At 74.7% G+C, this 23,055-nt stretch carries 12 protein-coding genes; 4 read left to right on the plus strand and 8 right to left on the minus strand.

Annotation, left to right across the window (positions count from 1 at the left end):
• Positions 1-157: 157 nt before the first annotated feature.
• Positions 158-883, minus strand: a complete 726-nt coding sequence (locus ACMA1D_RS27905; RefSeq protein ID WP_414726764.1) for an Rv3235 family protein — start codon at positions 881-883, stop codon at positions 158-160.
• 788 nt (positions 884-1,671) lie between these two features.
• Here ACMA1D_RS27905 and ACMA1D_RS27910 point away from each other — a divergent pair.
• On the plus strand, positions 1,672-2,178 hold the full coding sequence (locus tag ACMA1D_RS27910; RefSeq protein WP_414726765.1) for a DUF6912 family protein: 507 nt from the start codon (positions 1,672-1,674) through the stop codon (positions 2,176-2,178).
• A 253-nt stretch (positions 2,179-2,431) separates the two neighbouring features.
• Positions 2,432-3,094, plus strand: a complete 663-nt coding sequence (locus ACMA1D_RS27915; protein ID WP_414726766.1) for an HAD family hydrolase — start codon at positions 2,432-2,434, stop codon at positions 3,092-3,094.
• A 94-nt stretch (positions 3,095-3,188) separates the two neighbouring features.
• Here ACMA1D_RS27915 and ACMA1D_RS27920 read toward each other — a convergent pair whose 3' ends face one another.
• Positions 3,189-3,755: a DJ-1/PfpI family protein gene (locus tag ACMA1D_RS27920; protein WP_414726767.1), complete on the minus strand. Its 567-nt coding sequence runs from the start codon at positions 3,753-3,755 to the stop codon at positions 3,189-3,191.
• A 516-nt stretch (positions 3,756-4,271) separates the two neighbouring features.
• On the opposite strand from ACMA1D_RS27920, the gene ACMA1D_RS27925 reads away from it, so the two are divergent.
• A complete protein-coding gene (locus ACMA1D_RS27925; RefSeq protein WP_414726768.1) occupies positions 4,272-9,377 on the plus strand; it encodes an NAD-glutamate dehydrogenase in 5,106 nt (1,701 codons plus the stop codon).
• Between the two features lie 229 nt (positions 9,378-9,606).
• On the opposite strand, the gene ACMA1D_RS27930 is transcribed toward ACMA1D_RS27925, so the two are convergent.
• The 6 genes from ACMA1D_RS27930 to ACMA1D_RS27955 form a co-directional block, all read right to left on the minus strand.
• On the minus strand, positions 9,607-10,548 hold the full coding sequence (locus ACMA1D_RS27930) for a sigma-70 family RNA polymerase sigma factor (protein ID WP_414726769.1): 942 nt from the start codon (positions 10,546-10,548) through the stop codon (positions 9,607-9,609).
• Positions 10,549-10,706: 158 nt separating this feature from the next.
• The gene (locus ACMA1D_RS27935) at positions 10,707-11,210 is read right to left on the minus strand and encodes an FBP domain-containing protein (protein WP_414726770.1); all 504 of its coding nucleotides are present in this window, start codon (positions 11,208-11,210) and stop codon (positions 10,707-10,709) included.
• A 113-nt stretch (positions 11,211-11,323) separates the two neighbouring features.
• Positions 11,324-12,205, minus strand: a complete 882-nt coding sequence (locus ACMA1D_RS27940) for a carbohydrate ABC transporter permease (RefSeq protein ID WP_414726771.1) — start codon at positions 12,203-12,205, stop codon at positions 11,324-11,326.
• Complete coding sequence (locus ACMA1D_RS27945) at positions 12,202-13,707, minus strand: carbohydrate ABC transporter permease (RefSeq protein WP_414726772.1); 1,506 nt, start codon at positions 13,705-13,707, stop codon at positions 12,202-12,204. The genes ACMA1D_RS27940 and ACMA1D_RS27945 overlap by 4 nt, the downstream gene beginning before the upstream one ends.
• A gap of 21 nt (positions 13,708-13,728) precedes the next feature.
• Complete coding sequence (locus ACMA1D_RS27950; RefSeq protein ID WP_414726791.1) at positions 13,729-15,042, minus strand: ABC transporter substrate-binding protein; 1,314 nt, start codon at positions 15,040-15,042, stop codon at positions 13,729-13,731.
• Between the two features lie 1,019 nt (positions 15,043-16,061).
• Positions 16,062-20,366, minus strand: coding sequence for an FtsK/SpoIIIE domain-containing protein (locus ACMA1D_RS27955; RefSeq protein WP_414726773.1), 4,305 nt, complete (start codon positions 20,364-20,366; stop codon positions 16,062-16,064).
• Positions 20,367-21,218: 852 nt separating this feature from the next.
• Between ACMA1D_RS27955 and ACMA1D_RS27960 the strand changes: the two genes are divergently transcribed.
• On the plus strand, positions 21,219-22,940 hold the full coding sequence (locus ACMA1D_RS27960) for a serine/threonine-protein kinase (protein ID WP_414726774.1): 1,722 nt from the start codon (positions 21,219-21,221) through the stop codon (positions 22,938-22,940).
• The last annotated feature ends 115 nt before the right edge of the window (positions 22,941-23,055 follow it).

The following is a 23,055-nucleotide window of genomic DNA, read 5'->3' on the forward strand; positions in this document are numbered from 1 at the left end:
CCCCCCCCCCCCCCCCCCCCCCCCCCCCCCCCCCCCCCCCCCGCGGCCGTGTTGCGGGCGGTGCCCCGGTGCGGGGTGTGGGGGCTGAGTGGGGCGTGGGGTCGGCCGCCCGTTCGCCGGGCGGGGGCGTCGGGTGTTGCCTGACCGGGGCGGTGCGTCACGGCGGGCCCGGGTGGCCGGGGGTGGGGCCGAGGTCGATGGCGGCGCAGCGCCAGCGGTGGTCCTCGCCGCGTTCGAGCCGGAAGGCCAGGGCGCGCAGCCGGTCGCCGGCGGCGATGCGGGCGAACGCCTCGATGATCCACGGCTCGGGCCGGAACTCGTCGCAGTGCCGTACGACCGGGGCCAGGGCCCGCGCGCCCGGCCGTGGCCCGGCGGCCGGCGGGCCCGCGAGGCGAGCGGCGCCGCGTGCGGCGCGTACGTCTGTGGGGTGGGTCGCCCGCAGGTCCGCCGGGTGAGCCTCCCCTACGCCGCCCGCCGCGTGCGGCAGACGCGCCCCGGTCATCGGTGAGGGTGCCGTGCGGGCGGTCGGATCGTGGGGTGGCAGGGCGTCCGTCCGGTCGGGGTGGGGTTGGGGCAGGCCCGGTACGCGGCCGGGGGCGTACGCCCGGTGGGCCCGGGGTGGCGCGGGGGCCGTCGCGGTGGCCCCCGCGACGGGGCACCAGGCCGGGTGCGGGGCTAACGCGGCCAACTGGTCGTAGGCGATGCCCTGGGTGTGGCCGAGCATCCAGTGCACCGGTCGCTGGCCGCTGAGGGTGAGCAGCAGCCGGTGGGCGAACCAGTAGCGCGGTAGCCGCTCGCGCGCCCGCTGTCGCGCTGCGGGGTCCGGGCCGCCGGGCCGCCGCTGGTCGTGCCGCCGTGGCGGACCGCTGGCCTGGCGCGGCACGCGGCGCGTGGCCGGCCCCGAGCCGGTTCCGCCCCGGCTGCGCGGGGGCGACTCGTTGCCGTTGCTGCTGGGGCTTGGGCCGGCACTGGTGGCTGCGTCCGCACGCGTGCCCGTACCCGCGCCGCTGGTCGTACCCGTGCTGCTGGTCGTGCCCGTACCCGCGCTGGTGGGTGGAGCCGTACGCGTGCCCGCGCCGGCGGCTGTGCCCGTGCCCGCACTCGTTCCCGCCCCCGGACCCGCGGCTGCGCCCGTCCCCCCACCCGTACCCGTGCCGGCGTCGGTGCGCTGGCCGCTCGTGCGGGGGCGTGGGACGCGGAACTCGGCGGGTGGGGCGGCGTAAGTCGCCGGTGGGGTGGGCGGTGTGCTCGCCCCTGAGTCGGTGAGAGTTGGCGGGTGGGGGAGGGACCGGTGGCCGCGGGTCGCGAAGGGCCTGCCCCGTGGGGGCAGGGTGTCGGTGGTTGCTCTCTGGGTCAGGCCGTTCGTCCGTCGGTGCATCCGCGACTCGCCCCCTTCTCCGGGCCCGGCGTCCATACCGGGCGGTAGCTTCCGTCAGATGACTTCTACCGGCGGGTTCGTGGCGCGGGCAACGGCGAATCTCAGGTGTGGACGTCGCCGTGCGTGACCACCTATTCGGGTGACGGAGCCGGTCCCAGCAGGGTCGTCGCGGGGGCTGGGGCCGTGCGGTGGGCGGGGCCAGGGGCGGTGCCGAGCCCCTACCCCGAAGGGGGACCGGCGCGCTTATGCTTGCCGACAGCACGGCCTCACAAGTCTTGATGAAAGCGGCGAACATGCGCGTGTACGTCCCCCTCACCCTCCCCGGCCTTGCCGAGGCCCACCAGGCGGGCGAGCTGGGCCCGGCCCCGCTGGACGCGTACGCGGTGACGCCGGCGCTGCGCGAGTGGTACGTGTCGGACGACATCGAGGAACTGGAGTACGCGGCGCTCAACCGGGCCGCCGCGGCCTCGCTGCGCCGGATCGCCGGCGACCCGACCGCACCGCGCCGCCGGGTGGTCGTCGCCGTCGACGTACCGGACGGACAGGCGGTGGCCGATCCGGACCGCGGGCTCGACCAGTCGGCCCTCGGCGAGGTGCGGATCTCCGCGACGGTGCCGCTGAGCAAGGCCGCCGCGGTGCACGTGGACTCGGCGGAGGCGGAGCCGGACGTGACCGCCGCCGCTGCCGCCCTCGGCGCCGCCGACCAGGGCGACGACGACGCCCGCTTCACGGTGGACGGGGCCGAGGACCACGAGCTGCTGTGGTACGCGACGCAGGAGATTCCCAACCTGATCGGCTGACGCTGGCCCGCTGGCCCGCTGGCCCGCTGGCCCGCTGGCCCGCTGGCCCGCTGGCCCGCTGACGCAGACGCCGGCGCGCTCGCCTGCCGCCCCGCCGAGCGACTGCTGTGAAGCCTGCCGGCCGCCCGGTCTGCCGTGGGTGGGTCCGGCCGCCGCGCCGCGCGACCTTGCGGCCCACCGTCGGGCGCGCAGCCCCCTCGCGGTGGGCGCCGGGCCGGGGGGAGTGTCAGAGGGGCCGGGTACCGTCGTGGGCATGGGGAAGCACGAGACGCACATCATCTGGGACTGGAACGGCACCCTCTACCACGACATCGACGCCGTGATCGCGGCCACCAACGCCGCGTTCGCCGAGATCGGCCTCGAACCCATCACCCTCGACCGGTATCGCGAGCTGTACTGCGTGCCGGTCCCGCGCTTCTACGAACGCCTGATGGGCCGGCTGCCGACGCAGGACGAGTGGCTCCAGATGGACGTGGTCTTCCGGCGGCGGTACGAGGAGCAGCAGGCCGGCTGCGAGCTCGCGGACGGCGCCGCGGCGCTGCTCGAAGGCTGGCAGACGGCGGGCCGCACCCAGTCGCTGCTCTCGCTCTACGGGCACGAGGAGCTGTTGCCGCTGGTCAGCCGCTTCGGCATAGCCTCGCGGTTCGTCCGGGTCCAGGGGCGCGTCGGCCCGTCGGGCGGCGGCAAGGCGGAGCACATGGTGCGCCATCTCGCGGAGCTGCACGAGGTGGACGCGGCCCGCACCGTGGTGATAGGCGACGCCGTGGACGACGCGTTGGCCGCCCAGCACGTGGGGGCCAGGGCCGTGCTCTACTCCGGTGGTTCCCACAGTCGCGCCAGCCTCGCGGAGGCGGGCGTGCCCATAGCCGACACGCTGGCCGAAGCGGTCGAGCTGGCCGAGGCGCTGACGGCCTGACCCGACGGGCGGCAGCCTGCCGCCCGGCCCCCACCCGCGCGGGCCCGAGCCCCCACCGCGCGGGCCCGAGCCCCCACCGCGCGGGCCCGAGCCCTCACCCCAGAGGCGCCTTGGCCCGGAGGACGGTGAGGAACTCCCGCATCCAGGCCGAGTGGTCCGGCCAGGCGCGGGCGGAGACCAGCGGGCCGTCCACGACGACCTCGGCGTCCTGGAAGGTGGCGCCGGCCGACTGCATGTCGAGTTCGAGCGCGGGATAGGAGGTGACGCGGCGACCACTGAGACTGTCGGTGGCGGCGGTCAGCAGCGGGCCGTGGCAGATCTGGGCCACCGGCTTGTCGGCGTCGAAGAACGCCTTGACCACCTTGCGCAGCTCGCCGTCGTTGCGCAGGTACTCCGGGGCCCGCCCGCCGGGCACCACCAGGGCCGCGTACTCTCCTGGGTCGACCTCGGCGAAGGCCAGGTCGGCCGGCCAGGTGTAGCCGGGCTTCTCGGTGTACGTGTCGTAGCCGTCCTCGAAGTCGTGGACGACGAAGCGGAGCTTCTTGCGGCTCGGCGCCGCGATGTGGACCTCGTACCCCTCCTCGCGCAGCCGCTGGTAGGGGTAGAGCACCTCCAGGGACTCGGCCGCGTCGCCCGTCACGATGAGGATCTTCGCCGTCATCCGCCTACCTCCGTGGTGTGCCGGCGGGCCGGGTGGGGCTGGCCCGTACGGCGCTGACTCCTCCGGCGCTGGCTCCGAACTGTCCGGGTTTGTTCACCGTGCACCGCCGGGCCGGGTTTGCCAAGCCCTTCGACCCCGTTCGGCGACTTCCTGCCGTGTGCGTTGCGCTTTGGTCCGTTTCGCTCAAAGTTCCGGACCCAGATTTGTATATATCGGGCCGCTGACGTCGGCCCAGGGGGGAGCGATAGCCTTACGGCGTGATCAGCGCGATATCCCACGAGGGCAGAGTGGCCCTCGCCGCCGGCTGTTGCCGGGCGGGAGTACAGCGCCCGGCGCACCATAGTGCCCGGGGCGTCGCGAGATCTCTTTCACAGGGTTGTTGGCCACATTTGGTCAGGAGTGGCCCAGCCCGAGCTCATTCCCGCATAACGTCGACAGCGACCGGCGATCCCGCGTCACGACGTCATGCCACCGCACATCGATGTCACGCAACGGCGCGCGACAGGAGCAGAGGAAATGCAGACCAAGCTGGACGAAGCCAAGGCCGAGCTGCTCGAACGAGCGGCCCGGGTCGCTGAGCAGAACCCCGCCCACAACCAGCAGCCGGAGCGGGGGCTCGATTCCGAGACCCTTCGCGCCTACCTCCAGCGCTACTACCTGCACACCGCCTTCGAGGACCTGAGCGGGCGGGACCCGGTCGACCTCTTCGGCGCCGCGCTCTCGCACTACCGGCTGGCGCAGGTCAGGCCGCAGGGCACCGCGAACCTGCGCGTCCACACGCCCACGGTCGAGGAGAACGGCTGGACCTGCACCCACTCGGTGGTGGAGGTCGTCACCGACGACATGCCCTTCCTGGTGGACTCGGTCACCAACGAGCTCTCCCGGCAGGGCCGCGGCATCCACGTCGTGATCCACCCGCAGGTCGTGGTGCGCCGCGACGTGACCGGCAAGCTGCTCGAAGTCCTCGGCTCGCAGCGGGACCCGGAGGGCATCACCCTCGCCACCGGCCCCGACGTGGTCGGCGGGACCGCCGCCGGGGTGGCCGCGGCCACCGCCGTACTGCCGGCGGGCGACCTGCCGCACGACGCCGTGACGGAGTCCTGGATCCACGTCGAGTTCGACCGCGAGACCGACCGCGGCGACCTCAAGCAGATCACCGCCGACCTGCGACGGGTCCTGTCCGACGTGCGCGAGGCCGTCGAGGACTGGACCAAGATGCGCGAGTCCGCGCTGCGCATCGCCGATGAGCTGCCCACCGAGCCGACCGCCAGTGACCTGCGGGAACAGGAGGTCGAGGAGGCCCAGGAGCTGCTGCGCTGGCTGGCCGCCGACCACTTCACCTTCCTCGGTTACCGCGAGTACGAGCTGACCGCGGCGCCCGGCGAGGGCGGCGTGGAAGAGGACGTCCTGACCGCCGTGCCCGGCACCGGCCTCGGCATCCTGCGCTCCGACCCGGCGCACGCCGCCGACGGCAACCACGCGGCGCCCGGCGACGGCCGCCCCGGCTCGCCCTCCTTCAACCGACTGCCGGCCGACGCCCGCGCCAAGGCCCGCGAGCACAAGCTGCTCATCCTGACCAAGGCCAACAGCCGGGCGACCGTGCACCGGCCGTCCTACCTCGACTACGTCGGCGTCAAGAAGTTCGACGCGGACGGCAACGTGGTGGGCGAGCGCCGGTTCCTCGGCCTGTTCTCGTCGGCCGCGTACACCGAGTCGGTGCGCCGGGTGCCCGTCATCCGCCGCAAGGTCGCCGAGGTGCTGTCCACCGCGGGCTTCACGCCGCAGAGCCACGACGGCCGCGACCTGCTCCAGATCCTGGAGACCTACCCGCGCGACGAGCTCTTCCAGACCCCGGTCGACCAGCTCCGTTCCATCACCACCTCGGTCCTCTACCTCCAGGAGCGGCGCCGGCTGCGGCTGTTCCTGCGGCAGGACGAGTACGGCCGCTACTACTCGGCCCTCGTCTACCTGCCCCGCGACCGCTACACCACCGGCGTCCGGCTGCGGCTGATCGACATCCTCAAGGAGGAGTTGAACGGCACCAGCGTCGACTTCACCGCCTGGAACACCGAATCGGTGCTCTCCCGGCTGCACTTCGTGATCCGCGTCGCGCCCGGGGCGACCCTGGCCGACCTGACCGACGCCGACGCCGACCGCATCGAGGCCCGCCTGGTGGAGGCCGCCCGCTCGTGGGCCGACGGCTTCGCCGAGGCGCTGAGCGCCGAGGTCGGCGAGGAGCACGCCGCCGAGCTGCTGCGCCGGTACGGGAACGCCTTCCCCGAGGGGTACAAGGCCGACCACACGCCGCGCTCCGCCGTCTCCGACCTCCAGCACCTGGAGCGGCTGACCGCCGCCGGCGGCCAGCGCGAGTTCGCGCTCAGCCTGTACGAGCCGGTCGGTGCGGGCCCCGGCGAGCGCCGCTTCAAGATCTACCGCAGCGGCGGCCAGGTCTCCCTGTCGGCCGTCCTCCCCGTGCTCCAGCGGCTCGGCGTGGAGGTCGTGGACGAGCGCCCGTACGAGCTGCGCTGCTCGGACCGGTCCACCGCCTGGATCTACGACTTCGGCCTGCGGCTCCCCGACCGGGTGGAGAGCGACGACGCGCGCGAGCGCTTCCAGAACGCGTTCGCCGCGGTGTGGACCGGCCGGGCCGAGAACGACAACTTCAACGAGCTGGTGCTCAGCGCCGGGCTCGACTGGCGGCAGGCGATGGTGCTCCGCGCGTACGCCAAGTACCTGCGACAGGCCGGCTCCACCTTCAGCCAGACGTACATGGAGGACACCCTCCGCAACAACGTGCACACCACCCGGCTGCTGGTGAACCTCTTCGAGGCGCGGATGGCGCCCGAGCGGCAGCGGGCCGGCAACGAGCTCACCGATGCGCTGCTCGAAGAGCTGGACGCCGCCCTCGACCAGGTCGCGAGCCTGGACGAGGACCGCATCCTGCGCTCCTTCCTCACCGTCATCAAGGCCACGCTGCGCACCAACCACTTCCAGCGCACCGGCGGCACCACCGGCCCCGACGGCCAGCACGACGGCGCGGGCCAGCCGCACGACTACCTGTCCATCAAGCTCGACCCGCAGGCCATCCCCGACCTGCCGGCGCCCCGCCCGGCGTACGAGATCTGGGTGTACTCGCCGCGCGTGGAGGGCGTCCACCTGCGGTTCGGCAAGGTCGCCCGCGGTGGGCTGCGCTGGTCCGACCGGCGCGAGGACTTCCGTACGGAGATCCTCGGCCTGGTCAAGGCGCAGATGGTGAAGAACACCGTCATCGTGCCGGTGGGCGCCAAGGGCGGCTTCGTCGGCAAGCGGCTGCCCGACCCGTCGGTCGACCGGGACGCCTGGCTGGCCGAGGGCATCGCCTGCTACAAGATCTTCATCTCCGGGCTGCTGGACATCACCGACAACCTGGTCGGCGGGCAGGTCGTGCACCCCGAGGGCGTCGTCCGGCACGACGAGGACGACACGTACCTGGTGGTCGCGGCCGACAAGGGCACCGCCACCTTCTCCGACATCGCCAACGAGGTCGCCGTCGACTACGGCTTCTGGCTCGGCGACGCCTTCGCCTCCGGCGGCTCGGCCGGCTACGACCACAAGGGCATGGGCATCACCGCCCGCGGCGCCTGGGAGTCGGTCAAGCGGCACTTCCGCGAGCTCGGCCACGACACCCAGACCGAGGACTTCACGGTCGTGGGCGTCGGCGACATGAGCGGCGACGTGTTCGGCAACGGCATGCTGCTCAGCGAGCACATCCGGCTGGTGGCCGCCTTCGACCACCGGCACATCTTCCTCGACCCGAACCCGGACGCGGCCGTCTCCTACGCCGAGCGCCGCCGGCTGTTCGAGCTGCCGCGCTCCTCGTGGGGCGACTACGACACCAAGCTGCTGTCCACCGGCGGCGGCGTGCACCCGCGCAGCGCCAAGTCCATTCCGGTCAACGCGCAGGTCAGGGCGGCCCTCGGGATTCCCGCCGGAGTCACCAAGCTGACCCCGGCCGAGCTGATGAAGGCCATCCTCCAGGCCCCGGTCGACCTGCTGTGGAACGGCGGCATCGGCACGTACGTCAAGTCCTCGCTCGAATCGCACGCGGACGTCGGCGACAAGGCCAACGACGCGATCCGGGTGGACGGCCAGGAGCTGCGGGTCAAGGTCGTCGGCGAGGGCGGCAACCTGGGCCTGACCCAGCTCGGCCGGATCGAGTTCGCCAGCGTCGGCGGGCCGCGGGACGCCGAGGGCCGGGCCACCGGCGGCCGGATCAACACCGACGCGATCGACAACAGCGCCGGCGTGGACACCTCGGACCACGAGGTCAACATCAAGATCCTGCTCAACTCGGTGGTCGCCGACGGCGACATGACCGTCAAGCAGCGCAACAAGCTGCTCGCCGAGATGACCGACGAGGTCGGCGCGCTGGTGCTGCGGAACAACTACGCGCAGAACACCGCGCTGGCCAACGCCGTCGCCCAGGCGCCCAGCCTGCTCCACGCCCACCAGCGCTTCATGCGCCGCCTCGGCCGCGAGGGCCGGCTCGACCGGCAGTTGGAGTTCCTGCCCAGCGACCGGCAGATCCGCGAGCGGCTGGCCGCCTCGCGCGGCCTGACCCAGCCCGAGCTGGCCGTGATCCTCGCGTACATCAAGATCACGGTGGCCGAGGAGTTGGTGGCCACCAAGCTGCCGGACGACCCGTACCTCCAGCGGCTGCTGCACGCCTACTTCCCGCAGGCGCTGCGGGAGCAGTTCGGCGAGCAGATCGACGCGCACGCGCTGCGCCGCGAGATCATCACGACCGTGCTGGTCAACGACACCGTCAACACCGGCGGTTCGACCTTCCTGCACCGGATGCGGGAGGAGACCGGCGCCTCCACCGAGGAGATCGTGCGCGCGCAGACCGCGGGCCGGGAGATCTTCGGCCTGGCCGGGGTGTGGGACGAGGTCGAGTCGCTGGACAACGTGGTCGCCGCCGACGTGCAGACCCGCATCCGGCTGCACTCGCGGCGCCTGGTCGAGCGCGGTACGCGCTGGCTGCTCAACAACCGCCCGCAGCCGCTTGAGCTCGCCGAGACGATCGACTTCTTCAGCGAGCGGGTGGCGACCGTGTGGGCCGCCCTGCCGAAGCTGCTGCGCGGCGCCGACCTGGACTGGTACCAGGGCATCAACGAGGGGCTGAGCCAGGCGGGCGTGCCGGAGGAGTTGGCCTCGCGGGTGGCGAGCTTCTCGTCCGCCTTCCCGACGCTGGACATCGTCGCCGTCGCGGACCGCACCGGCAAGGACCCGCTGGCCGTTGCCGAGGTCTACTACGACATCGCCGACCGGCTGCGGATCACCCAGCTCATGGACCGCATCATCGAGCTGCCGCGCGCCGACCGCTGGCAGTCCATGGCCCGCGCCTCCATCCGCGAGGACCTGTACGCGGCGCACGCCGCGCTCACCTCCGACATCCTCTCGGTGGGCAACGGCGACGCCACGCCCGAGCAGCGGTTCAAGGCGTGGGAGGAGAAGAACGCGGCCCTGCTCGCCCGGGCCCGCGGCACGCTGGAGGAGATCCAGGGCTCGGACGACTTCGACCTGGCGAACCTGTCGGTGGCCATGCGCACGATGCGGACGCTGCTGCGCTCGCACGGCTGAGCAGACTGGCCGCGGCCCGTCCGGGGCTGGCGGGCTGGCCCGTACGACGGCTGGCGCGCTGGCCCGTACGACGGGGCTGGTGCGCCGGCCAGGTCGCGGCGGATGCCGGTGGCCGGCCGGGAAGTGGTACGACGCCGAGGGGCGGTACGGAGCGATCCGTACCGCCCCTCGGGGCGTTGCGGGCCGGGCGCGCGCCGGCGGGACGGCGCGCGCCGTCTCCGGGGTCGGCCTACGAATCGGTCCAGTCGGCCGTCAGCGACAGCAGGTCGAGCCGTTCGATGCGGGCCGGGTCGGCGAGGATGTCGATGCGGTGCACCTTGCCGTCGCGGACGGTGAAGCTCAGCAGCGACTGCGGGGCGTCGTCGACGATCGAGATGACTCCCGCCGCGCCGTTGACCAGGACCGGCACCGGGGTCGACGCCGCGTACCTGGCGAAGGCCAGGGCCTGCTGGCTGACGGCGTCGGCGCCGTGCAGTTCGAGGATGCCGCCGGCCGCTGCCGCCGCGCCGCCCGCCGCCCCGGTGATGCCGCTGACGCCGGCGCCGAGGTCCACGTGCAGCACGATGTCCGGGGCCAGCACCGACACCAGCGCGTCGAAGTCGCCGCTGCGCGAGGCCGCGAGGAACGCGTCCACGACGGCACGCTGCCGCGGCAGGTCGGGATCGGGGTCGGGCTCGGTGCCGCGCACCCGGCGGCGGGCCCGGCTCGCGAGTTGGCGGGCCGCCGCCGGGGTGCGCTCCACCAGCGGCGCGATCTCGTCGAAGGGCACCCCGAACATGTCGTGCAGGACGAACGCGAGCCGTTCGGCCGGGGTCAGCGTGTCCAGCACGACCAGCAGCGCCAGCCCCACCGCATCGGCGAGCAGCGCCTCGTGCTCGGGGTCGACGCCGTCGGCGACGTCCACCACCGGGTCCGGGATGCGCCCCTCCAGCGGCTGTTCGCGGCGGGAGCTGCGGGCCCGCAAGAGATCGAGGCAGACCCGGGCCACCACCGTGGTCAGCCAGCCCCCGAGGTTGACGACCCCGTCCGCGCCGTTGCGCTGGAGCCGCAGCCAGGTCTCCTGCACGGCGTCGTCGGCCTCGCTGAGCGAGCCCAGCATCCGGTAGGCGACGGCCCGCAGCCGCGGCCGGTCCGCCTCGAAGCGCTGCGCCAGCCGTTCACGTTCGTCCATCGATCCACTTCTCCCGTCCACGTCCTCACCACCATGACGAGGCGGGACACGGAAGTGTGACAGCGGGGGTGGATGTGGCGCGGGGCGCCGGTGCCGTACGCGGCTGCGTGTGGCGGTGGGGCCCGTACGGCTCCACCCGCCGACGGGCTCGTACGCCGCTACGCCTGCCGGTGGACCTGGGTGAGGAACGCCTCGACGTGGCCGACCAGCCGGTCGATCTGTTCGTCCAGGGTGAGCGTCTCCTCGAAGCGCTGGGCGAGTTCCAGCTTCTTCTTGCCCCGTACGTACAGCGAACAGGCCAGGTCGGCGCAGATGTACGCGCCCACCGTGTTCCCCTGGCGACCGGCCGCGCCGGCCTTGCGGGCGGCCAGCAAGGTGACCCCGGAACCGGGGTGCGAGGTCAGGCACAGGGAGCAAATGTTGGTCTTGGTCAGGCTCTTGCGCGGCCCCTGCGGGACCCGCAGGGTGACGCCGGTGAGCCGGCCCTCGTACGGCATGACGAGATAGCTCCGGTCGGGCGCGCCCGGGTCGCGCCAGCCGAGGAAGTCCAGGTCCTCCCAGGGCCGCTCGGCCAGGTCCCGGGGCAGGTTGAGCCGGCTGGCCTCGCCCTTGGAACAGTTGACGAAGGACGCGCGAATCTCTTTTTCACCGACCGCAAGCATGGTCCGAAGCTAACAATCGGGGGGTGGTGCTGTCGCACGAATTTCGGCGGGACGCAGGCGGGGTGCGGGCGGGATGCGGGCGGGTGGCGCCCCGCCCGCACCCGCTGCTCCTCCTACTTCAGGGCTCCTGCCATCACGCCCGAGACGAACTGGCGCTGGAAGGCGAAGAAGACCGCCAGCGGGACGATCATCGAGAGGAAGGCGCCGGGGCCCAGGACGTCGATGTTGTTGCTGAACTGGCGGGCCTGCTGTTGCAGGGCCACCGTGATCGGCGGGTTGCCGCTGTCCGCGAAGATCAGCGAGACCAGCATGTCGTTCCACACCCACAGGAACTGGAAGACGGCGAGCGAGGCGACGGCCGGGCCGGCCAGCGGCAGCACCACGCGGAAGAAGAGCCGCAGCTCGCCGGCGCCGTCCAGGCGGGCCGCCTCCAGGAGTTCGCGCGGGATCTCCGCGAAGAAGTTGTGCAGCAGGAAGACCGCGAACGGCAGCCCGAAGGCGGTGTGGAAGAGGACCACGCCGGTGGTGGTCTGGAAGATGCCGAGTTCGCCGAAGAGCTTGGAGACCGGGATCAGCGCCACCTGCACCGGCACCACCAGCAGTCCCACCACCACCAGGAACCACCAGTCGCGCCCGGGGAACTCCATGCACGCGAACGCATAGCCGGCCAGCGCGCCCACCAGCACCACGAGCAGCGTCGAGGGCACCGTGATCAGGGCCGTGGTGTACAGCGAGTCGGTGACCACCTCGTTGTGCAGCAGCCGGTCGTAGCCGTCCAGGGTGAGCTGCGAGGGGTGCACGAAGACCTGCCACCAGCCGGTGAGGTCCGCCTCGGCCGGGTCGCGCAGCGAGGACAGCAGCAGTCCCGCGGTCGGCGTCAGCCAGAACAGCGCGACCAGCACCAGGAAGATCCGCATCCCGGTGCCCCCGGCCCGGGCCGCGATCCGGGTGGCGAGCGACTGTTTGGCCCGTACGACGGTTCCCGTACTGGTCATCGACGGCGCTCCCTTCGAATGCGGCGGACATTGGCGTACATCAGCGGCAGCACCAGGGCGAGCAGGAAGATGGCGATGGCGCTGCCGACGCCCTGGTTGACGTCGGTGCCGAAGGAGGACTTGTAGAGCTGGAGCGCCAGCACGTTCGCCTCGTCCTGGCTGGCGCCGGGGGCGATGATGTAGACGAGGTCGAAGATCTTCAGCACGTTGATCATCAGCGTGACCAGGACGACCCCGAGCACCGGCGCCAGCATCGGGACCGTCACGCGGCGGAAGACCTGCCATTCGTTGGCGCCGTCCACCCGCGCCGCCTCCAGCAACTCGCGCGGCAGTCCCGCGAGCCCGGCCGCGATGAGCACCATCGCGAACCCGGCCCACATCCACACGTACGAGCCGATGATGGCCGGCGTGACCAGCGTCGGGCCGAGCCAGTCCACGCCGTTGTACGGGGCCTGGAAGTTGCTGCCGGGCAGCCGCAGGGTGGCGCCGTCGGCCCGGTCGGACAGGGTGAACGTGCCGTCGCCGCGGGTGGTGGCGGTGGCGACCACCGCGCCGTCCTTGACCGCCTCCACCTCGATCCCGGCGAGCCCTTCCTCGCCGCGGTCGATGGCGTTCGCCGTGCCCTTGCCGCCGCGGGTGAAGTCGCGCCACACGACGCCGGTGACCTGGCCGTTCGCCGGCTTGGGCGCCTTGGCGTGCTGCGCCCCGTCGAGCTGGTCGCGCGGGATGCCGACCAGCGGGACCAGCACCGGGCTGCCGGCGCGCAGCGTCCGCGGGTCGGTGATGGTGCCGTCCGCGGCCTCGGTCAGCGGCGACTGCCGGCCGGGGTTGGCCCGCTCGAACGGCGCCGGGTCGGTGAACGTGTCGTGCACGCTCACCCACACCGCGTTGGCCACGCCACGGTCCGGGTCCTGCTCGTACACCAGCCGGAAGATGATGCCGGCCGCCAGCATCGAGATCGCCATCGGCATGAAGACCAGCAGCTTGAAGGCGGTGCCCCAGCGGATGCGCTCGGTCAGTACGGCGAAGATCAGCCCGAGCGCGGTGGCCACCAGCGGCGCCACCACGATCCAGATGACGTTGTTGGTGACCGCGCGCTGTATGGCGTCGTCGGTGAACATCTCCCGGAAGTTGTCCAGGCCGACGAAGTCGCTGTCCGTGGCGTCGTAGAGGCTGCGGCGCAGCGAGTACGCGATGGGGTAGACCAGCAGCGCGCCGAGCAGCACGAGGGCGGGCAGCAGGAAGAGCGCCGCCAGCCACGGGTTGCTGCCGCGCACGCTGCGCCGTTTCGAGCGCCGGGCGGCGGGCGGGGTGGCGCCGGCCGCGGGCGTACGGGGCGCGGGCGCGGGGGCGCCGGGCTTGGGCTCCCCCGGCGCGGGCTCCGCGGGCGTGGCCGCGTCGGGTGCGGGGTCGTCCGTCGGTCGCGCGGTGTGCGCGGGGGAGGACGGGGTGGGGCGGCGTGGGCCCGGCTGGGCCGCGCCGCCCGCTGGCGGGGTCGACATGGTGTGGGTCCCTCGGCCGGATCAGTCCGAGAACGCCTTGGCGGCGTCCTTCTCCAACTGGCGTTGCGTGCCCGAGACGTTCCTCGGGTTCTTGAGGAAGTCCTGGAGCGCCTTCCACTCGCCCTGCGCGGGCTTGCCGCCGAACGAGGCGGGCGCCTGGTCGGACATGTCGAAGCGGAAGTCGTTCCCCGCGTCGACCAGCGCCTTGGCGATGCCGCGCAGTTCGGGGTTGGGGTAGCTGGCCAGGTCGAGCCTGGTGTTCGCGGAGATCAGCCCGCCCTCGCGGGCCCAGACGGCGGCGGCGTCCGGGGAGGCCAGGAAGGTGAGCAGGGCCTGGGACGCCTTGGTGTCCTTGAGCGCCACGGCCACGTCGCCACCGGTCACCACCGGCGCCTTGGGGCCGACCGCGGGGAACGGGAAGACCTTGGCGTCCTTCCCCAACTCCGCACCGGCGTCGGCGACGTTCGCGGCGACGAAGTCCGCCTCGAAGACCATTGCGGCCCGCGGGTCACCTGCGCTGAACGTCTTGCTGACCGACTGCGGGAACTCCGTCCGCAGCGCGCCCTCCCTGCCGTCCGTCAACAGGTCTTCGTCCCCGAAGAGTTCGGCCAGTGTGGTCAGCGCCCGGGTCACCGAGGGGTCGGTCCACTTGATGGCGTGCGTGGAGAGCTTGTCGTACATCTCGGGACCGGCCTGCGAGAGGTAGACGTTCTCGAACCAGTCGGTGAGCGTCCAGCCGTCCGCGCCGCCGATCGACACCGGCTGCACGCCCGAGTCCGACACCAGCCTGGCCTGCTCGATCAGCTCCCGCCAGGTCTTCGGCTCGGTGGCCCCCGCGTAGTCGAAGGCCCGGGTGTTGTACCAGATCAGCGACTTGTTGCTGACCTTGTAGTAGACCCCGTACGGCGTTCCCTCGTACGAGCCGAGCTGCTGCCAGCCGGGCGAGAAGTTCTTGGCCAGCTCGGCCCGCGCGGTCTCGCCCAGCGGCTTGATCCACTTCTTGGCCGCGAACTCCCTGAGCACGCCGACCTGTTGCAGCATGGCGATGTCCGGTGGCTGTTTGCCGGCGACCTTCGAGCCGACGAAGGCGGACATGTCGTCGCCGCTGGGCACGAAGGCGACCTCGGCGCCGGTACGTCGCTCGAACTCGGCCAGCACCTTGCTGAAGTTCTCCTGCTCCGTACCCGTCCACACGGCTGTGACCTGAAGCTTCTGCCCGTCGAGACGGGGCAGTTGAACGGTCTGCGGCACGGGCGCGACGCTCGCGCCGCCCTCGTCCTCGCTCCCGCAGCCAGCGGCCGTCAGCACCAGGGCCGCGGCACTGGCGAGGGCCAGCGCGGCGCGGTGGCGGGGGCGGCGGGGGCCGGTGGGGCGGGGGGTGGGCTTGCCGGGTGTGGTGGTTTCGTTGGTTGCGGTTGCGGTTGCGGTTGCGGTTGCGGGCGTGGACGGGGCCGTGGTTGCCGCTACGGTGCCCGTCTGGGCCGCGGCCGTGGCCGTCGCTCCGGCCGCGGGGCCGGTTGCGCCCTCCGCTCGGGCCCTCGTGGTCCCTGCCGTCCCGCGGGTGCTCGCCCCGTCAACCGGTCGCGTGCCGACTGCCCGACGCCGGCGGCGCCCTAACGCCTGGCGTGGTCCCTGCATCTCGCCGCCTCTCCCCGTGTCGGGACGCCGCGCCCCTGCGGACGGCCGCGCCGTACGCGGGCGCTCCCGGTCGTACGCCCGTGCCCCGTGACGACAGTCCTACGCCCGGTCACGGTGGGCCGCAATACGTGCATCGCCGTCGAACGGCCGATCGTGATGGGCCCGTGATCTTCGACGCCCGGCCTGCCCGTTAAGCCCAGATCCCCTGCTGACCAGCGGAGTTGACGTGCCTCACGGCGCTTGAGGGGCGCTGGTGACTCACTGGTACGCAGGCTACGGAGGGGCTTGCCGGGGTGCCCGGGGGCGGTCACGGGCCTGTGTCGCCGGGCGGCCGTGAGCACCGTGCGCGTGCCGCCCCCCCCGCTCCGGTTGACCGGCACGGCTCGTTGCACCGGGCACCGGGCACCGGGGTCGGACGGGGGCTTCCGTACGAGGCGTGCGGCTGGGTACTCCGCAGCGCGGCGCACGTCCTGCGGGGTGGCTCGCCCCGCGTTTCTTCCCACGGGGCGGCCGGTCTCGCGCGGTGCGGCGCGCTCCCTGCCGCACGGCTCGCCCCCTACGTGGCGCGGCGCGCTCCCCGCCGCCCAACCCGCCCCCGCCGTGCGCCAACCCACCATCGCGCGATGGTCGGAGACCGGCGGCCGAGGCGGGGCGTACGGCGCGTGGGTCGGGGCCAGGCACGGGGGCCGGGGCCCGGGCGCGGGCCGTGCGGCGGGTTATATGAGCGGTGGTGCGGGGGCCGCGCCCGTGGACTGGGCCGCGCGCTGGAGCGCGCTGGCCAGCAGGGCCAGGTCGGTCGGGCCGTTGCCGAGCTCGCGCAGCGGCCTGCGGGTGGGCGGGTCGCCCATCCGCTCCCAGTCCAGTGGGACCACCGTGGGCCTGGCCGTCGCCGTACGCGGGATGCGGCCGGTGATCCGGCCCGCCTGGAACGGCGTCACCCCGCCGTCGTCGGGCCGCTTCAACCGGCCCCGGCCGGGCGTCGGCAGCCCCTCCACGGCGCTGCGCACGCTGCCCGACGGCTGTTCGAGCAGGACCCGCAGGCCGGCCCGCTCGACGGCGACCGTGTCCGCCGTACGGTCCGGGCGGCCCGACGCCGCGATCAGATGCACGCCCAGGCGCGCGCCGTCGCGGGCCACCGACTCCAGCGCGCGCACCACCGAACCGGCCGACGGCCGGGCCGTACTGCCGAGCGCCGGGGCCACCAGTGCGTCGAAGTCGTCGACGAGCACCACGAGCCGGGGCATCGCGCCCGCCTCGTACGCGTCCGGGGTCTCCCGCGCCGGCAGCGCGCCACCGGCCGCGCCGGCCTCGCCGCGGGGGGCGCTCAGCGGGCCTGCGCCCGGGGCGCGGAGCTTGAGCGTGCCGCTGGTCGGGCTCTCCAGGGTGCCGTCGGGGGCCACGCCGCCCGACCAGCGCCCTGCGCCGCCCTGGCCGGAGCGGTCCGCGCCGTCGAAGCCGCCCCGCGCCGGGTCCGCGGCGTCGGCGGGCCTGCGCGGCGAGACGACCTGGGGCGCGCCGGCTCGGCCGGCGTGCCAGGAGACGAAGTCGCCGCGGCCCAGCACCTCGGCCCGCCGCTTGAGCTCGGAGCTGAGCGCCTGCGCGAACTCCCGCATCCGCACCGGGTCGGACGCCGCCAGGTACGTCGAGACGTGCGGCAACTCCGTACACGGCCGCAGTCCCTCGCCGCGCTCCGTGCCGCCGCCGTCCACCAGCACCAGCGACATCCGGTCCGGGCGCTCGGCGGCGGCGAGCGAGGCGGCGATGGACCGCAACAGCTCGGTCTTGCCGGTGCCCTGGGCGCCGTCGATCAGCAGGTGCGGGCCGTCGGACGCGAGGTCGATGGCGAGCGGGCCGCGCGGGCCGGCACCGAGGACCGCGAGCGCCCGGCCGCCGAGCGCCCCCTCGTCCGCCGCGGCGGCCCACCGGGCCATCAGCGAAGCGGGGGTCGCCCGGGCCAGGCCCAGTTCGTCCAACAGGCGGGTGCTCTCCGGCAGCGGGGCGGTGGTCCTGGCCGGGCCCGCGCCGTCGGTCGCGGAGTCCACCGGCCGCAGCGGCGCCAGCGCCCGGGCGAACCGCTCGGCCCAGGCCAGCGACACCGCGTCCACCGTGGCCGTACTGACCACGCCGGTGCTGCCGCTGCCGCTGCCGCTGCCGGAGCCCGAGCCGGTTGCCGAGCCGTCGGCCGTGCGGCCCTGGCCCGACGCGCTGCCCGCGGGCGCGGCGGGCGCACCTGGCGCCGTCTGCGCGGCGCCGTGACCGGGCGGCATCCCGCCGTGCAGCGGTGGCTGGGGCGCACCACCTGCGGTCGGGCGGCCCGGTGCATCGGCGGCGCCGGCCTGCACACCGCCCTGACCTGCGGCGCCCTGCGCGGGTAGGCCGTGTGCCGCGAACCACTCGCCGCCCGGGACGCCGGGCTGGGGCGGCAGCGGCGGCGCCGGTTGGGCGTGCGTGCGCCCGGGGTCGCCGTCCCAGCCGCGGTGCAACACCTTGAGTTCGGTGGCGACGTCACCGCTGAGCAGGGCGACCACCCCGCACTCGGCGATCAGCGAGGAGGCCGAGCGAGCCGCCTCGTAACTCGCCGACAGCGGGGCGTCCGCCACCGCGGGCGGGGCCTCCGCGAGGCACACCAGATGGACGCCGGCGGCCGGCCCGCAGGCCGCCAGCCTGGCCATCCGCTCGCGCACTGAGCGCTGGCCTGGCTCGCCGTCCACGATCACCACCGTGTACGGCCCGGTGTGCTGCTTGGCGGCGGCGGCCACGGCCGCCGGCGTGGCGGTGATCCAACCGGGGCCGAGCGGCCCGTCGTCCAGCCGACGCATCAACTCGCCCACCCGGGCCGTGGCCTGGTCCCGGTCGAAGGCCAACAGCAGCCGGCAGTCCTGCCCGTGCGCCGGGCGCACCTGGGGCAGCCAGCCGAGCCAGGACCACTCGGCGGCCCGCTCGGCTGCCGGCCGCTGCCGGTCGGCGCTGATCAGCACGATCTCCAGGGCCGCCGGCGGGTGCGCGGCGGCCAGTTGCGCGATCACCGACCTGGCGAGCCCGGCGAGCCGGCCGCGCGGTCCGGCCAGCCCGAGCGCCCCTGCCTCCCGCAGGCCCACGGCGACCGGTGCGAAGACGGTGGGGGTGCCGGCGGCCGGCCGTGTCGGATGCCCCGGGCCGGGCGCCGCGCCCCCGGCCGGCTGGCCGGGCGGTGGTCCGTCGGGCGCGCCCGCGGCGGCGAGCGCGGTCACCGGCTGGTCGGCCGTGCCGAGCCGGACGACGAGCGCGTCGGGGTGGCACGGCGTGCGGTCCCACAGCCGGACGTCCGGGCCGAGCGCGCTCAGCAGCACGGCGGCCGGGTCGGGCCAACGCCGGTCCAGCGCGTCGGCCGCCCGCACCGCGTCCCGGGCCAGTTCGACCAGGTCGACCGGGTCGGTGCCCCACTCCTCGGCGTCTTCCGGGCGCGCGGGGACCCGGCTGCCGCCCGCGAGGCGGCGCGCCCAGGCGCCCAGGCCCGTACGCCGCCGCTCGGTGCGCGGGGCGTGCAGGTCGCCCGGGTGGGTCGGTACGTCATGTGCGGCAGGTGGCTCCTGCGGGCCGCCGGACCAGCGGCCGAACTCCGGGTCGCCGATGCGGCGGTTGCCGAGCCGGGTGAGGTCGCCGGCGCCGCCCGCGCCGCCCAGATGGCCCGCGCCGCCGGAGCTGCCCAGGCTGCCGGGCCTGCCCGTGGGCGCCGGGCCGGGCTGGCCGGCGGCGCCCGTCGCGTACCCGGTCGGGCCGGTGGCGTCGCGGTGACCGCCGTAGATCGGGTCCGGCCCGCCGTGGTCGGCCGCGCCACCGGCGGCCGTGTCGGGGCCCGTCCCGCGCGGGGCTGCCGGATGCCCGCCCGCGCGCGGTGCCCCGCCCTGCCCGGGGGCCGGGTGCTGTCCCGGTGCCGCTTCGGCGTCCCATCTCGGCGGGTGCCCGGGCGCCGGCACGCCGCGCCGTCTGCCCTGCGTGGTGGGGGCGCCGTCGGCCGACCAGGCGTCGGCCGCCCCGTCGCCGTGGCCGCCGCCCGCCGGGTGCTGCGGATGCGATGAGTGCGGGTGCGGTGCGGGCTGCGGGTGCTGCGCACCGCCGTCCGCTGTCCGCTGCCCGGCGCGGGCCAACGGGCCGGCGGCTCCGGCGGGACCACCGGCCGCCCCGGCCGGTCCCCGCCCGCCCGGCGCCACCCGCAGGTGGCCCTCGCCGTCCGGGTGGGTGGCCAGCGGCGCCGGGCCTGGCGCCCCGCCGCCGAGGTCGCCACCGGTGGGCGGCACCACGGACGCGCCGAGCACGCGCCCGCTCGGCGCACCCGAAGCGTCAGAAGCCTCAGCCGCGCCGTACGCACCGGGCCCGCCCGAACCACCAGGACCGTCCCCCGCGGGCCCGCCCGGCGCGAGCCCGCGCACCGGGGCGTGCAGGCGCAACGCGGATTCCCCGATGCGCAGCAGCGCGCCGGGCAGAAGTGGCACGGGGACCGCGGTGACCGGAGCGCCGTCGAGCTCCGTGCCGTTCGTCGAGCCCAGGTCGACCACGCTCACCTGGCCGTCGTCGGAGACCGTGACCGCGCAGTGCGCCCGCGAGACGTCCGGGTCGTCCAGCGGCACGTCGGCGTTGCCCGAGCGGCCGATCCTGGCCTGCCCACCGTGCAGCAGGTGCACGCCGCCGGCGTCCGGCCCGGCGACCACGTGCAGCCGCGCGGGTGCGTCCGAGCACAGGGCGGGATAGGGGTGCGGCTGCTCATCGGGGGCCGCCGGCGCCTGGAGGGCCACCACCGCGCCGTCCACCAGCGGCGGTTCGCCGAGCGCACAGCGCCGCGCGTCCAGCCGCTCGGCGCCCGCGTACACCACCACCGGGCCGTTGCCGAGGTCGGCCCCGACCGCCGCGACCGCGGTGGCCAGGCCGCTGGTCACCGCCGCCAGGGCGGTGCCGACGGGCGCCGTCACGAGGACGTCGCAGGCGGGTGCCTGATGGCCGGGAGGGCCGCTGCGCGGCCCGAGGACGGTCAGCCGGATCTGCATCGCCGCCAGCGGTCCCTTCTGCCCCGGATGCCCGGTGGAAGGGCTGTTCCCCCCACCGCCCCCAGGCGCGTCGGCACGTACAGGACACACATCACGGGCCCCCTCCACCCGTACCCCATGTGCTGCGTGCATCCTCGCATCCGGGACTGACAACGTGCCTGGCGAGTGCCATTACGTGATCTTGAACGGCCGCCGAGTTGGCTCAAACTGCCTGCGTACGAGCGCCCCGGCGGCCCGCGACCGCCACGCCGTCCGGGCTCCGGCGACGGCCCGGACCACCTGCCGCGGCCCGCGGGGCCAGCCGGGCCGCCGCCCTGCGGCCTGCACGTGCGGCTGGCCGGAACACATCGGTCGCGGCCCGTCGCCGCCCCGTCCGAAGCGCCACGGACGCCCCGTTCCCTCCCGATCCCTCCCCTCGCAGCCGTCCGCCCCGAACCCGTCCTCATCGCGCCCCGGCCCGGCGTCGCCCCGCCCTTCGAGCGGCCAGAGCCCGGCCCCGTACCGGCTCCGGACGGTTCCGAACCGACCTCGTACGACCCCGGACCGGTGCCCCCGGCGGCACGGAGGCGCCCCGGAGCCGTCCCGCGCCCCGGAGCCCCATCGCCGCCCGCCGTCCCCCACCCCGTCCCGCCATGGCAACCATCCGGCCACTTCACACGTCTTTCCCTGGGCCCCGTGCCTCTTCCTGCCGCCCGCGGCTCGGCCGTGGCGGGGGCGGCGGCATTAGAGTGGGCCAGCGGTTCGCGCGCCCGGGGCCAGTGGCCTGGGTGCAGGCCGTGGAACGGGCCTCGTGCGGGCCGGAGCTTGGACGAGATCACGATCAGGTTTGACCACGATCAGGGAGCGCATGACGTGCGGCCGGTAGGCAGTAAGTACCTGCTAGAGGAGCCGCTCGGGCGCGGAGCCACGGGCACCGTCTGGCGGGCCCGCCAGCGCGAGGCGGCGGGCGCCGAGGCCGCTGTGGCCGGGCAGCCGGGGGAGACCGTTGCGATCAAGGTCCTCAAGGAGGAGCTGGCGCACGACCCCGAGATCGTCATGCGCTTCCTGCGCGAGCGCTCGGTCCTGCTGCGGCTCACCCACCCCAACATCGTCCGCACCCGCGACCTGGTCGTCGAAGGCGATCTGCTGGCGCTGGTGATGGACCTGGTCGACGGGCCCGACCTGCACGGCTACCTGCGCAGCAACGGCCCCTTCACGCCGGTGGCCGCCGCCCTGCTCACCGCGCAGATCGCCGACGCGCTCGCGGCCAGCCACGCCGACGGCGTCGTCCACCGCGACCTCAAGCCCGCCAACGTCCTGGTCGCCACCGCCCAGGACGGCGAGATGCACCCGATGCTCACCGACTTCGGCATCGCGCGCCTGGCCGACTCGCCGGGCCTCACCCGCACCCACGAGTTCGTCGGCACCCCCGCCTACGTCGCCCCCGAATCCGCCGAGGGCCGGCCGCAGACCTCCGCCGTGGACATCTACGGCGCGGGCATCCTGCTGTACGAACTGGTCACCGGGCGCCCCCCGTTCGCCGGCAACACCGCCCTTGAGGTGCTGCACCGGCACCTGAGCGAGGAGCCGCGCCGGCCCACCACGGTGCCCGAGCCGCTGTGGATCTGCATAGAGCGCTGCCTGCGCAAGCGGCCCGAGGAGCGGCCGAGCGCGGAGAACCTGGCCCGGGCGCTGCGTACGGTCGCCGCCGGCGTCGGCGTGCACGCCACCGTCGAGCAGACCGAGGCGGCGCTCGGCGTCGCCGCCCTGCTCGCCCCCGACCCGAGCCCGGCGCCGGTGCCCGGCGGCGAGGCGGACCCCACCCAGGTGCTGCCCGCGGGCTCGGCCGGCTTCGACCCGGCCGCGGCCACCAGCGTGCTCCCCGCGACCGGCGCCCCCGGCGCCGACCCGACCCAGGTGCTGCCCGCGGGCTCGGGCCCGGCGGGCGCCGACGGGGCCACCCGCGCGATGCCGCCCGTCCCCCCGGGCCAGCAGCAGGGCCAGCAGCCGGACGGGGACCACCCGTGGCAGAACCAGATGCGCGCGGCCCGCGACCGCAACGACCAGACCCAGGTGCAGTACCTGGACCCGAGCCAGGACCCGCTGCGCCGCCGCCCGCAGCGCCGCCCCGGCCCTCAGCAGCCGCCGCACCAGCAGCAGCAACAGCAGTACGGGCAGCAGCCCTATCCGCCCCAGCAACAGCAGCGCGGCCCGGCCCCCGCCCCGTACCCGCCGCAACAGCCGCAGCAGCCCCGGCAGCAACGCCGCCGCCAGCCGCCGCCCCAGCAGCAACAGCAGCCGCACCCGCCGCAGCCCCAGCCGCAGCGGTACGCACCCCCGCCGCCCGCGCCCGAGCCGGCGGCGCCGCGCCGCGAGCCGCGGCAGCGCAGCGCCAACCCGACCCGGATCCCGGGCCTTGGCTGCCTCAAGGGCTGCCTGCTCGTGATCATCATCCTGGTGGTCGGCGCCTGGCTGGTCTGGGAGTTGACGCCGCTTCAGGACTGGGTCGCCGACGGCAAGAGCTTCTGGACGGCGACCAAGGACTGGGTGGTCGAGGTCAAGGACTGGATCTCCGACCTGGGCGGACCGAGCTGATCGACGGCGCGTTCCCGGGGCGGTCGGGGCCGGCCCCCCCCCCCCCCCCCCCCCCCCGGGAGGGCCGGGCGCCGAACCCGTACGGTTCGGGCACAGACGGGCACATACACCATGC

Source organism: Streptomyces sp. 796.1 (assembly GCF_047525675.1).
Classification (GTDB): domain Bacteria; phylum Actinomycetota; class Actinomycetes; order Streptomycetales; family Streptomycetaceae; genus Streptomyces.